The sequence below is a fragment of the Lentzea sp. NPDC102401 genome, from assembly GCF_044765805.1.
GTDB lineage: Bacteria > Actinomycetota > Actinomycetes > Mycobacteriales > Pseudonocardiaceae > Lentzea > Lentzea sokolovensis.
Genome location: NZ_JBIWKS010000009.1, coordinates 32,892 through 44,535, shown reverse-complemented (window position 1 = coordinate 44,535; position 11,644 = coordinate 32,892). Strand labels below are relative to the sequence as shown.

At 68.3% G+C, this 11,644-nt stretch carries 15 protein-coding genes, 1 tRNA gene and 1 other RNA gene; 9 read left to right on the top strand and 8 right to left on the bottom strand.

Annotated features, from left to right (window positions below; translation table 11 throughout):
• Positions 1-13: 13 nt before the first annotated feature.
• The gene (locus tag ACIRG5_RS28660; RefSeq protein ID WP_402910062.1) at positions 14-565 is read right to left on the bottom strand and encodes a hypothetical protein; all 552 of its coding nucleotides are present in this window, start codon (positions 563-565) and stop codon (positions 14-16) included.
• Positions 566-667: 102 nt separating this feature from the next.
• Between ACIRG5_RS28660 and ACIRG5_RS28655 the strand changes: the two genes are divergently transcribed.
• Positions 668-1,246, top strand: coding sequence for a TetR/AcrR family transcriptional regulator (locus ACIRG5_RS28655; protein WP_402910060.1), 579 nt, complete (start codon positions 668-670; stop codon positions 1,244-1,246).
• Between the two features lie 201 nt (positions 1,247-1,447).
• The gene (locus ACIRG5_RS28650) at positions 1,448-1,810 is read left to right on the top strand and encodes a cupin domain-containing protein (protein ID WP_402910057.1); all 363 of its coding nucleotides are present in this window, start codon (positions 1,448-1,450) and stop codon (positions 1,808-1,810) included.
• Between the two features lie 88 nt (positions 1,811-1,898).
• On the opposite strand, the gene ACIRG5_RS28645 is transcribed toward ACIRG5_RS28650, so the two are convergent.
• From ACIRG5_RS28645 to ACIRG5_RS28630, 4 genes are all read right to left on the bottom strand, one after another.
• The gene (locus tag ACIRG5_RS28645; RefSeq protein WP_402910055.1) at positions 1,899-2,168 is read right to left on the bottom strand and encodes a hypothetical protein; all 270 of its coding nucleotides are present in this window, start codon (positions 2,166-2,168) and stop codon (positions 1,899-1,901) included.
• Positions 2,169-2,292: 124 nt separating this feature from the next.
• A complete protein-coding gene (locus tag ACIRG5_RS28640) occupies positions 2,293-2,949 on the bottom strand; it encodes a hypothetical protein (RefSeq protein WP_402910052.1) in 657 nt (218 codons plus the stop codon).
• A gap of 34 nt (positions 2,950-2,983) precedes the next feature.
• The gene (locus ACIRG5_RS28635; protein ID WP_402910049.1) at positions 2,984-3,625 is read right to left on the bottom strand and encodes an RNA polymerase sigma factor; all 642 of its coding nucleotides are present in this window, start codon (positions 3,623-3,625) and stop codon (positions 2,984-2,986) included.
• Positions 3,626-3,844: 219 nt separating this feature from the next.
• Positions 3,845-4,369: a DUF6790 family protein gene (locus ACIRG5_RS28630; RefSeq protein WP_402910046.1), complete on the bottom strand. Its 525-nt coding sequence runs from the start codon at positions 4,367-4,369 to the stop codon at positions 3,845-3,847.
• Between the two features lie 57 nt (positions 4,370-4,426).
• Between ACIRG5_RS28630 and ACIRG5_RS28625 the strand changes: the two genes are divergently transcribed.
• Both ACIRG5_RS28625 and ACIRG5_RS28620 read left to right on the top strand, forming a co-directional pair.
• A complete protein-coding gene (locus ACIRG5_RS28625; protein WP_402910044.1) occupies positions 4,427-4,858 on the top strand; it encodes a MarR family winged helix-turn-helix transcriptional regulator in 432 nt (143 codons plus the stop codon).
• Between the two features lie 51 nt (positions 4,859-4,909).
• Complete coding sequence (locus ACIRG5_RS28620) at positions 4,910-5,245, top strand: hypothetical protein (protein WP_402910042.1); 336 nt, start codon at positions 4,910-4,912, stop codon at positions 5,243-5,245.
• 178 nt (positions 5,246-5,423) lie between these two features.
• On the opposite strand, the gene ACIRG5_RS28615 is transcribed toward ACIRG5_RS28620, so the two are convergent.
• Positions 5,424-5,506: transfer RNA gene (locus ACIRG5_RS28615), tRNA-Leu, on the bottom strand.
• 65 nt (positions 5,507-5,571) lie between these two features.
• On the opposite strand from ACIRG5_RS28615, the gene ACIRG5_RS28610 reads away from it, so the two are divergent.
• Positions 5,572-6,648, top strand: a complete 1,077-nt coding sequence (locus tag ACIRG5_RS28610; RefSeq protein ID WP_402910839.1) for a bifunctional RNase H/acid phosphatase — start codon at positions 5,572-5,574, stop codon at positions 6,646-6,648.
• On the opposite strand, the gene ACIRG5_RS28605 is transcribed toward ACIRG5_RS28610, so the two are convergent.
• Positions 6,641-7,162 carry an NAD(P)H-dependent oxidoreductase gene (locus ACIRG5_RS28605; RefSeq protein WP_402910040.1) on the bottom strand — a complete coding sequence of 174 codons (522 nt, stop codon included), beginning with the start codon at positions 7,160-7,162 and terminating at the stop codon, positions 6,641-6,643. The genes ACIRG5_RS28610 and ACIRG5_RS28605 overlap by 8 nt on opposite strands.
• Positions 7,163-7,337: 175 nt before the next feature.
• Here ACIRG5_RS28605 and rnpB point away from each other — a divergent pair.
• From rnpB to ACIRG5_RS28590, 3 genes are all read left to right on the top strand, one after another.
• Positions 7,338-7,745: RNase P RNA component class A (gene rnpB / locus ACIRG5_RS28600), an RNA gene on the top strand.
• Positions 7,746-7,762: 17 nt separating this feature from the next.
• Positions 7,763-8,887, top strand: coding sequence for a threonine synthase (locus tag ACIRG5_RS28595; protein WP_402910038.1), 1,125 nt, complete (start codon positions 7,763-7,765; stop codon positions 8,885-8,887).
• Positions 8,888-9,042: 155 nt separating this feature from the next.
• Positions 9,043-10,629 carry a DUF6345 domain-containing protein gene (locus ACIRG5_RS28590; protein WP_402910035.1) on the top strand — a complete coding sequence of 529 codons (1,587 nt, stop codon included), beginning with the start codon at positions 9,043-9,045 and terminating at the stop codon, positions 10,627-10,629.
• A 45-nt stretch (positions 10,630-10,674) separates the two neighbouring features.
• Here the strand turns inward: ACIRG5_RS28590 and ACIRG5_RS28585 are convergent, their stop codons facing one another.
• Positions 10,675-10,938: a hypothetical protein gene (locus tag ACIRG5_RS28585; RefSeq protein WP_402910033.1), complete on the bottom strand. Its 264-nt coding sequence runs from the start codon at positions 10,936-10,938 to the stop codon at positions 10,675-10,677.
• 425 nt (positions 10,939-11,363) lie between these two features.
• Here ACIRG5_RS28585 and ACIRG5_RS28580 point away from each other — a divergent pair, with 425 nt between their 5' ends.
• Positions 11,364-11,642, top strand: coding sequence for a hypothetical protein (locus ACIRG5_RS28580; protein ID WP_170176263.1), 279 nt, complete (start codon positions 11,364-11,366; stop codon positions 11,640-11,642).
• The last annotated feature ends 2 nt before the right edge of the window (positions 11,643-11,644 follow it).

Here is an 11,644-nt window from a genome sequence, read left to right as displayed (position 1 = left end):
TCCCCTTTTCTCGTCATTCGCCCCGCACGCGACGCAGACGCAGCGCCGAGACGAGGAAGAACACACCGCCGATCGCCGCGTAGCCCGCGAGGTTGCTCAGCGTCGCGTTGTCACCGCTCGCCTGCAGGAAGAACGACGTGCCCGCGAGCGTGGAGATGGCACCGCTGATGATCATCGGCCACTGACCGCCGAGGCTCCTGCGCACGAGACCGGCCGCGAGCTGCGCCACGCCGGACACGACGGCCCAGACACCCCACACCTGCAACACGGCCGGAATCCCGGACGTCACGGCGAACGCCAGACCCGCCGCCGCGAGCGTGCTGACGGCGATGTTGGCGTAGAGGGCGGCGGAGGCCCGCCCGCCCCGTGCCGCGCGGCTGTCGACGACGATCGCCGCCACGTCGAACAGCGGGTAGAGCACCAGCAACGTGCCGCTGACCGGCCCGATCTCGGCCCCGGTGAGGAACAACAGCACCGCCCACACGATCGCGAAACCGAAGCGGACGAGGTAGAGCGTGCGGAGGGCGGGGGCGAGGGTCGTGGACGGGGCTGCGTCGATGCTCACGAGGTGTCCTTGAGGTAGGGAGAACGTTCTTTCTACTTCGAGGCTGTCAGCACCCTGCCGACGTTGTCAAGACCGAACGTTCTCTCTGCTACCGTCGAAAGGGTGACCCGCACCGTGTCCGACGCCAGGAACCGCCTGCTGGGAACGGCCAGCCGGCTGTTCTACGGGGAGGGACTGCACTCCGTCGGAGTCGACCGCATCCTCGCCGAGGCGAAGGTGACCCGCGCGACGATGTACCGCCACTTCGCGGGCAAGGAGGACCTGGTCCTCGCCTACCTTGCGGAGGCCGACAGGGCGACCCGCCAGAACGTCGAGGCGGGCGTGGCCGCGGCCACGAACGACGCGGACGCCGTGCGCGCCGTCGCGAGGGGGATCGCCGGGCACATCCAGATCGAGGGCTTCCGCGGCTGCGCGTTCCTCAACGCCGTGGCGGAGTACGCCGATCCCGCGCACCCCGTGCACATGGCAGTGCAAGCACACCGCAAGTGGTTCCTCGACACCGTCACAGACCTTCTTGCACGCGTCGGCAACGCTCCCGCGGAACTCGACGGCCGACACTTCGTCATGCTGCGCGACGGTGCGATGGCGGCCGGCTGCCTCTCGGATCCGGGTCCGATCGGAGACACCCTTTGCGACGCGGTCGAGGGCATCATCAAGGCGCGCACGTCACCTCAGGCCTGACCGGCGTCGGCCTCCAGCCAGGGAACGATCGCGGCGACGGAGTCGTCGGGTCTGGTCATGGGACGGCCGATCACCCTGCGCGTCCGTTATCTGACCGTCCGAGTTCCGGTATTTCGGCCCGGTGAATCGGGTCGTCTGCGGCGAGCGCCGGTGCCGCAGGCGTGTTCCGCTGGCTGATCAGCGAGTTTCAGGAGGTTGCTCATGTCTGGTCTGCTGATCAAGAGTTTCAACGCACCCGAGGAGTCCCGCCCCTTCGAACAGGGCACGGGCCATCTGGACCTCATCAACTCCGACGCCGGTGCGGTCGGCCGGGCCGTGTTCGAGCCGGGTTGGCACTGGGCCGAGCACGTGAAGCCCATTGCCGGGACCGACAGTTGCCAGGTGGCGCACAAGGGCTACTGCGTGTCCGGCCGGATGAAGATCGTCATGGACGACGGCGAGGAGGCGGAGATCGGCGCGGGCGACTTCATGATCGCCGCACCGGGCCACGACGCGTGGACGGTCGGCAAGGAGGCCTGCGTCATGATCGACTGGCAGGGCATGGACGACTACGCCAAGCGGTGATGCCGGGCCGATGCGCGAGAGGGCTGGAACGTTCCGGCGTTCCAGCCCGTTGGTCGGTCTCGAGTCCACCGAGAACGACAGCTGGGGGTCAGCACGTGCCGCAGCCCGCGATCCATCTCGGTTCCCGCGCCACGACCGTGGAGAGGAAGGGCCGGTCCGTGCACGAGCGCTGTCCGGCCGCGTAGATGTCCGCTCTGAGCTGCCGGAGATAGAGCGCGCCGGGCATCAGCTCCACGAGCTCCTCTCGGCAGTGCGAGCATCTCGTGCTGTGCTGCCAGAACTCGTCGGTCTCCTCGGCGGTGAGCATGCCGAGCAGGAAACTGCCGGCGGACACAGCGTGCGGACAGGCGTCGGTCACAGGCTCTCCTCCACTTCTGGGCGTCGGAAAAGGGTGGACGAGCGGCGGCGTGGGGCACAGGCCGCCGCCCGTCCGGAGCGGGCGACCCGGTGAGGGGAATCGGGTCGCCGGATGTCCTGGCGCGTCAGCGGTTCGAGCGGGTGGGTCTGCCAGGCTCGCGGTCGGACTTGCCGGGCTTCTCGCCGAGCAGGCCGGCGCAGAAGCCGGGCACCCGTTCGGCGCCGCCCGCGGCCGTGATCAAGGCGCTGAACGCCGGGTTGTCGTGCGACTTGCCGTGTTCGGAGCCCGCGCCCGCCGTGTAGGCCTGGCACAGGCCCTTGAGTGACGGCGAGGGAGAGGCGGCGCCGTTGTCCGGCTTCTGCTCCGGTCCCTTCGACGTCGCGGCGGTGGTGGTGGACGTCGTGCTGACGACGTTCGTACCCGCGGGTGTGGTGGGTTCCTCGCGCTGCTGACCGGGCAACGTGCCCGCCGCGGCGGCCAGCGCGATGCCACCGGCGGTCAGTGCCGCGACACCGGCGATCTTCACAGCGAGCAGGTTCGCCAGTGCGGTCCTGAGCATCCGGGATCTCCATCGCTGAGGGGCGGGAGCGAGACGAGCGTCGCGGAACGCCGCCAGGGCGGCCTGCTCACCGGCCAGCTCCCGGTCGCGGGCCGGCGCACCCGCCGCCGCGAGCAGGTCGCTCAGCCGGTCGCGTCCGGCGACCGGCGGCTGACCGGGCGCACTGCGCAGCAGCTGCTCCGCGGTGTGCCGGTCGATGCGACGGGAACGGTGGGTGCTCATCTCATGTCCTTCAGCGTCAGGGCTCGGTTTTCTGTCACTCCGACGGTGTCGGCCCTGGTGGAGGCGTTGCGGCGAGGTGCTCGGCCAGCGTGCGCAGACCGCGGTGCGCCGCGGTGCGCACGGCGCCGGCCCGCTTGCCGAGCACCTTGGCCGCGGCCTTCGCGTCCAGGCCGACGACGACCCGCAAGAGCACGGCCTCGGCCTGCTCCCGCGGCAGCCTGGCGATCAGGGCCAGCGCGGCGTCGGTGGCCGCGGAGTCCAGCGCCGCCTGAGCGGTGTCCTCCGGCCCAGCCGGTTCGGCGACGTCCTCGACGGTCCCGTGCACGACCGGCCGGCGCTGCTGACGGCGGAGGTGGTCCATCGCGCGGTTGCGGGCGATCGTGGTCGCCCAGCCGCGGAACCCGTCGAGGTCTCCGCGGAACGATCCCAGGTCCCGCGCGATCTGCAGCCAGGCGTCGGACGCCACGTCCTCGGCATCGGCTCCGACCAGCACCTGGAGGTAGCGCAGCAGCTTCGGCTGGATGTCTCGGTAGAGAGTGCGGAAGGCGTCCTCGTCGCCTCGCCGCGCCGCCGCGAGGACCGTGTCCTCAGAGGAATCGCCGGGACTCGCGCGGCGCATCGACCACGCGACACCGGGGATCTCACCGCTGTCGCCGAACCTCGCCGCACTCTGCACGCGCGGCATCCTGAACGACTATTCGTCTCGTGCCAAGTCTTCGCCGTCCGAGCGGAGGCGTGCACGTCCACTGTGGATCGTCCACTCCGCGCAGGTCAGCGTGTGGCTCGTGGGGGTCAGGTGCCGGAGATGAACTGCTTGATCATCTTCAGCGTCCGAGGAATGACCTGCTCTCCATCCCCACGGCTTTCGTTGGAGACGGGCGGGACGGTCACATCACTAGCTCGCGAGAGCCGACTCGTTCGCACTGGACAGTCGCTGCGCCCTGTGCGCGAGAACGATCAGGACCAGGGGCGCGAGCACGTCGTAGATCAGGATGCCGCCGGTGTTGCCCGGTGCGTGGTTGCCGGCCGCGAACCACTGGTGGATGTGACCGATCGTCGCGCCCCACAGGAACATCCCGGCACCCAGGCCGACGAGTGCGCGTTCCCTGGTAGTGGCCGACGGGGACGCGGCGCGGAAGGCCAGGACCGCGAGGGCGAGGTTGGCGAAGGCGATCTCGAACTCGAACGGGGTGCGGGCGAAGCCGATGGCGGCCGCCATCTCGTCCGGGATGACGAGGAACGCGATGACGAGCCACAGGCTGCCGCAGCCGAGCGCGGCGCCCGCCCACCACCGCTGCCAGGTCTCGAGCTTCGCCGCGCGGGACGTGCTGTGACGGGTGCGCACGGCCGCGCCAACGACCGCGATCAGCAGCCAGAGCAGGGGGAACGAGGTCTGGGCGAGGTAGGAGAAGGTGTCCATGGCTTGAGTCTTGCATGGTTAATATTAACCGCGCAACATTCATGTAGGATCGACACCGTGGACGACGGACTTGCGGACCTGTTGCATCGGGTCGTGTACCTGCTTGGAGAATCGGCCCGGCAGCGGGAGACCGGCCAGGACGGGCTCACCTACGGCCAGTTGCGGTTGCTGGGCACCCTGGAGGAGATCCAGCCGGTGACACAGCACCAGCTCGCGCAGGCGTTGTCGGTGTCCGACCCGGCGATCAGCAGAGCCCTGCGGCCGCTGGAGGCGGCAGGGCACGTGGAGGTCCGCGTCGACCCCGAGCACGCGCGTCGTCGTCTGGTCAGCCTCACCGAGGCAGGCGGCAAAGCGTTCCACGACAACGGGAAGCCGATGTACGACGAACTGCGCACCGCCCTGCTCGGCGCGGGCTTCCCCTACGAGCGGTATCTGAGCGACACCCTTCGCCTGGCCGAGATCCTGGAGGATCCTCCGAGGCGCACCTGACGGCCTGGTGAACCGAAACGTGTCGCGCGTGACGAGATGGCGATCTAGGTCATGGTCGATTCGCCCGGCGACCCGGAGGAGCTGCAAGGGCTCTACGAGCGGCTGAACCTGGAGATCGTCTACAACGCAACAGGGCGGACCTGGGTGAAGTCGGCGAGCCGCCACCTGCCGTTGAGTACAAGCTGCTGGCGGACAACTACCGAGCTGAACATCGACGACTTCCTGGCCGTGGTTCACCCGGTCGGCGGCGAGGACACCGATGGCCTGCTCGAGTTCGCCGAGCGGGTGCTCGGGTGGTTCCGGGCGCGCCGGGAGGATTTCCCGGGACAGGTCTGCGGGACAGGTGCGAAAGGGCTCCTACCTCGACAGACAGTTGAAGCGCGTTGACGGGACGGGGTGAGCCGGCCTGTCCCGTCTGCAACGATGAAGGCTGATTGCCGGGGTTCTCGGGGTGAACTGGTCCGGGATAGGACACCGGGTACGGGAGTGTTGCTCAGCCACCGGCGCACGACAAAGCAAAAGAGGCCGTCCATGAGACGACCTCTTCGCGTGTGGTTAACGCTCGTGTCCGAGGGGGGACTTGAACCCCCACGCCCTTTCGGGCACTAGCACCTCAAGCTAGCGCGTCTGCCATTCCGCCACCCAGACTGATGTGAACAGAATACAGGGCGTCCGGAGGGGCCTGAACGCGGGGTTACGATCGGCCCGTGAAGGTGATCGTCGAGGCTGACGGCGGCTCGCGGGGCAACCCCGGTCCTGCTGGATACGGCGCGGTTGTGCGGGACGAGCTCAGTGGCGAGACGCTGGCCGAGCGCAAGGGGTTCATCGGTGTCGCCACCAACAACGTGGCCGAGTACCAGGGGCTCATCGCGGGGCTCAGGGCGGCCAGGGAGCTGAACGCCGAGATCGTGGACGTGCGGATGGACTCCAAGCTCGTCGTCGAGCAGATGTCCGGGCGCTGGAAGATCAAGCACCCCTCGATGCAGCCGCTCGCCCGGGAGGCGCAGGAGGTCGCGAGCGCCTTCGGGAAGATCACCTACGAGTGGATTCCGCGCGAGCGCAACAAGCAGGCGGACCGGCTGGCGAACGAGGCCATGGACGCCCAGAACAAGGCCGAGAACGAACCCGAGGCCAAGGCGGAGGGTGCCAAGCAGCCGCATTGGAGTGGTGCGATGGGGGAGCCCACGCGCGTGATCCTGTTGCGGCACGGGCAGACCAGGCTGTCGGTCGACCGGCGTTACTCGGGGCGCGGTGATCATCCGCTGACGGAGCTGGGGCTGGAGCAGGCGGAAAAGGCCGCCGCGCGGTTGTCCAAAATGGACGGCATTGCGGCCGTCATCTCCTCGCCGTTGCAGAGGGCTCAGCAGACGGCGAAGAAGCTCGCGGACAGGATCGGGCTGGAGGTCGTCACCCATCAGGGGCTCATCGAGACCGACTTCGGCACGTGGGAAGGGCTGACGTTCGCCGAGGCGAGCGAGCAGGACCCCGAGGTGCACCGGCGGTGGCTGGGCGACACGAGTGTGAAGCCGCCGAACGGGGAGAGCTTCGACGAGGTGCACGCGCGGGTGCGCAAGGCGCGTGCCGAGATCATCGCCAAGTACGGCGGCAAGACGTTGGTGCTGGTCAGCCACGTCACGCCGATCAAGACCATGCTTCGTCAGGCGCTGGACGTCGGGCCGCAGTTCCTGTTCCGGATGCACCTGGACCTGACGGGCGTGTCGATCGCCGAGTTCTACCCCGACGGCCACGCGTCGGTGAAGCTCGTGAACGACACCTCACACCTCAGCTGACCTTGCGCAGCCGGGGCGTCAGCGCCGCGGTGAACCGGTCGGCCGCCGCTTCCAGAGCGGCGGCCGCTCCGGGCGTGTTCACGTTCTGGTCCAGCACGAACTCGCCGCGCACCACCTGGTCCGCGCCCTTGGCCGCGAGCAACGGGTGCAGCGCGTAGTCCATCGCCACCAGGAAGCCCTGGCTGCCACCCGTCGCCAACGGCAGCACGGCACGTCCGCGCAACGCCTTCTTCGGCAGCAGGTCGAGCAACGCCTTCACCAGTCCGCTGTACGCCGCGCGGTACACCGGCGAGGCCACCACCACGCCGTCCGCGGACAGCACACTGCTCACGGCACCGGAGATCTCCGGATCGCGCAGGTCCTCGGTGAGCAGCGACAACGTGGGCAACGACCGCACGTCGAGCAACGACACCCGGTGCCCCGCGGCCCGCAGCCGCTCCTGCACGAACGACACGACGACACCGGTCGGCGCGGAGTGGGACGGCGCACCGGAGATGATCAGCAGATCGGACATGACAAGGCACTCCCTGAGGTCGCGGGCACGAAGAACGCACTCAGCGGAGGCAACACAGGCTTGCTGCCACGCGGCCGTAGTCGACGTGGCGACGTCGTGTCATGACGGAAGTCAACCAACGTCCGCACCGGTGGACAACCGCTCCCAGCCGCTGGGATATCCTGGTCAGCGCGGATGAGTCGGCAGGGCGGCCGCGGCAGGCTGTGTCAGTTGACGCAGGTTGTCGAGGAAAGTCCGGACTCCACAGGGCAGGGTGGTTGTTAACGGCAACCAGGGGTGACCCTCGGGACAGTGCCACAGAGAACAGACCGCCTCGGCGAAAGCCGCGGTAAGGGTGAAACGGTGGTGTAAGAGACCACCAGCGCCCCAGGTGACTGGGGCGGCTAGGTAAACCCCACCCGGAGCAAGGCCAAGAGGGCACCGGATCGCGAGTGAAGGTGCTGCGCGAGCGTTCGAGGGCTGCCCGCCCGATGCTCGCGGGTAGGCTGCTAGAGCCTGTCGGCAACGGCAGGCCCAGATGGATGGCCGCCGACTGGGACCTCGGTCCCACGAACAGGATCCGGCTTACATGCCGGCTCATCCGCCTGTATGCATGAAGTCATGCTCTCGCATCTGGAATGCGCCCGTTGCGGCCGCGAACACGACGCCAACGCCGTCCAGAACCTCTGCCACGAGTGCGCGTCGCCGCTGCTGGCGCGCTACGACCTCACCCGTGTGGCCCGTCCGACGACCGAGAACTCGCTGTGGCGCTACCGCGACGTCCTCCCGGTTCGCGACCCCGATCCGGCGTTCAGCCTCGGCGAGGGCATGACCCCGCTCGTGCCGCTGCCCGCACTGAGCCGGGCGCTGGACGCGAAGATCCTCATGAAGGACGAGTCGCTCATCCCGACCGGCTCGTTCAAGGCCCGTGGCGCGGCCGTCGGCGTGGCCAGGGCCAAGGAGCTCGGCATCGAGGGCATCAAGATGCCGACCAACGGCAACGCGGGCGCCGCCTGGGCCCTGTACGCGGCGCGCGCGGGCATCCGCAGCGTCATCGCGATGCCCGAGGACGCCCCGCTGATCACCCGCGAGGAGGTCGAGGCGAGCGGCGCCGAGCTGCGGATCGTGCCGGGCACCATCGCCGACGCCGCCAAGGCCATCGCGGACGTCGACCTGTTCGACGCCTCCACGCTTCGAGAGCCCTATCGCATCGAGGGCAAGAAGACGATGGGCTACGAGATCGCCGAGCAGCTCGGCTGGCGCGTCCCCGACGTGATCATCTACCCGACCGGTGGCGGGGTCGGGCTGATCGGGATTCACAAGGCGCTGCACGAGATGCGCGAACTCGGGTGGATCGGCGGAAAGCTGCCGCGCCTGGTCGCCGTGCAGTCCACCGGATGCGCGCCGATCGTGAAGGCGTTCGACGAGGGCAAGGCCGAATCGGCGTTCTGGGACGGCGCCTACACCGATGCGTTCGGCATCAACGTGCCGAAACCGTTGGGGGACTTCATCATCCTCCAGGCCATCAGGGAAACCAATGGCACGGCGGTGGCGGTGACCGACGAGCAGATCGCGGCCGACCGCGCCGAAACCGCCCGTCTCGAAGGCGTGTTCCTGTGCCCGGAAGGCGCCGCGACGATCAGCGCGGTCCGGTCGCTGCGCGAGGACGGCTGGCTCACGGCGGACGACGAAGTGGTCGTGCTGAACACCGGCGCGGGCATCAAGTACCCAAGTGTCCGCCTCTAAGTCCTCTGTTGCCCCAAGGGTGTTACAGAATTACGGCCGTTCGAGTGGTGCGCCCGTCGTAAAAGTCCACTCTCGGTATCACGGCGAATAAAGCCAGATCCTCCTGTCAGACGGTCGGCCCCTGCAGCCGGCCGTCTCCAAGGGAGGGAACAGACATGCAACGCAAGCTGACGGTGGTGCTGGCCCTGTCCAGTCTCGTCACCGCGGGAGCGGTCGGTGTCGCGACCGCCGACGCCACGGAACTGCCCGTCTACGGGGTGAAGAGCTCCGGTCTCGACCAGGAACAGGCGCAGAAGCTGCAACGGGCGTTCGGCCTCAAAGACGTCCAGAGATCCGAGGCGGGCGCGGTGTCCTTCGCGGACGAGCAGCGCTACCAGTACCTGCCGACCGTCGACAAAGGACAGGGCAGGCCCGACGAGGACGGCAACGCCACCACGCAGACCGCGCTCGACACCGAGGCGATCAAGCGCATCAAGACCATCCCCACCGAGGACGCGGCCAAGCGCGCGCAGGAAGGCCTGAGGGCGGCGGGTGTGCTGCCGGCCAACGCGACTCCCAGCGCGCAGTACACGACGTTCGAACTGTCGGACGTCAACGGCCGCAACGCACTCACGGCCAACCTCGACACGAGCGTCTCGTACACGTTCCAGCTCGACGGCCTCCCGCTGGAGGGCGAGGGCGCGAACATCCGAGTGTCGTTCGACGCGCAGGGCGTGACGGCGGTCAGCCACGCCGCCCGCACCTACGACAAGGCCGGCACCGTCAAGGTGAACGACCTCGAGTACGGCGCCAAGCTGTGCCAGAAGTACCTGGGCGCCTCGGTGAAGCCCGAGGTGAGCTACGTCTACGTCGCCCCGCCGCTGGAGGAGAAGGTCGACGAGGTCGAGCCCTCGTTCCGCTGCGGCGGTCGCAACGACGACGGTGGCGCGCCCCAGGCCATCACCCTGCCCGCCGCGGTCGGCGCCGAGCTGCCGCAGCCGGGACCGGGCCAGGAGCCGCGGCCCGAGCAGCAGTTCAAGAGCCAGGCAGTCGGCACCCAGGTCGGCAGCGAGGGCACCGGCAACTGCTCCGGCCTGCCCAACACCGTCGCCAACATCGGCACGTTCAACACCGAGGCGAGCAACCACGGCATCGCCCGCGACTTCACCTGGCTCAACGCCAACGCGTGGGAGAGCGACTTCAAGGACCCGATGTTCGCCGGCGGTGACGACACCAACTGGGCCGACGACGTCGACCTCACCTACTGGCAGGGCCACGGCTCCGGCACCGGCTTCTACTTCACCGGCTGCTCCAACCACACCGACAACAAGCTCGCGAACACCGACGCGCGCTGGGGTCAGAACGACGTCGAGTGGATGAGCCTCTTCACCTGCCAGATCCTGGAGGACAGCACCGGCGGCCAGACCTGGGCGCAGCGCTGGGGCCAGGCCTTCCGCGGCCTGCACCAGATCAACAGCTTCACGACCGTCAGCTACAACTCCGCCAACCACGGCGGCAAGTTCGGTCACTACATGTGGCGCTCGCCGTTCCTGTGGTGGAACAACCCGATGAAGGTCCGTGACGCGTGGGCGCAGGCCAGCATCGACACCCAGCCAGCGTCGGTCCGCTGGGCGACCATGGGTCCCGTCACCACGACGGGTGGACTGGGCAACTTCAACGACTACTTCTGGGGCAAGGGCACGGGCGTCGGCCCTGACTACGCCTCGACCGGCCTGTTCTGGCGGATCTCCGGCGCCTCCTAGAACCGGACGCGCGACGAAGCCCGGCGACCCCTCGGTCGCCGGGCTTCACCGGTTGGCCGGCCGGCCGGAAGGCATCCTCAGTACGGGCCGGAACGGCTGCCCCGAGTTGTAGAGCTCCTCCAACTCGGTCACGTAGGCGAGCACCGCGGGATTCACGATGTCGGCGAGCGACCGCACCCCCGCCTGGGGCTCGTAGGAGGCGAGGTAGGTGGCCGCCGCACGCGCGCGTTCCAGCACCGACCTGTCGAAGTTGATCGTCCTTTGGACCCGGCGCCGGGATTGCGTGCTCTGCCCGGTAGGCTCATCCACGCCTGGAGCATTAGGGGAGGCTGTGATTCCGTCCACACTTCCGTCCGGCACGAGGTCAGGTTCGAGCATGGGCGAATCTCCTCGGAGTCGTCGCTCCGGATTGCGCCCGCCGTGTCTGTCGACGGGGTCGCGAACCGGCCGATCAGAGCATTCACATGGATGTACACGTGCGCATGTTTAGGACGCACGCACTGTGGGTGACCAGGGCGTTCGCAGTCGGGTGAACCTTGGCGGCGACGGAGAGAATCTCGATCCGGGTGTTCCCCACTGACGTCTCCTCAGTGATGATGTGTCGGCCAGATTAGACGTAATTCCTCCCAGGGGGAACGGCCAGATGATCTACACCCCGCAGCAACAGCCCCACACGTCGTGACGAACTCGTGTTCTACTCGTAGCGCAAGCCCCCGCGCACTCTGGAGTACCGAATGACCGCCATGGACCTGGTGACACTCGCTCAGCAGCAGCCGACGGTGCCGGGCACAAGCAATGTCCGCGACTGGATCCTGAACAACATCGTCCCCCTGCTGCTGCTGACGGTCGCGCTGCTCCTGCTCTGGCTGGGAGGCGGCAAAGGCGACAACGCGGGTGTCATGCGCCGCCTGGGCGGCGTGATCGTCGCGCTGGCCATCATCGGCCTCGCCGTCACCACCGACGCCGGCGCGAACATCGGCAAGTGGCTCGCCGGCTTGTTCGTCGGAGGCTGATC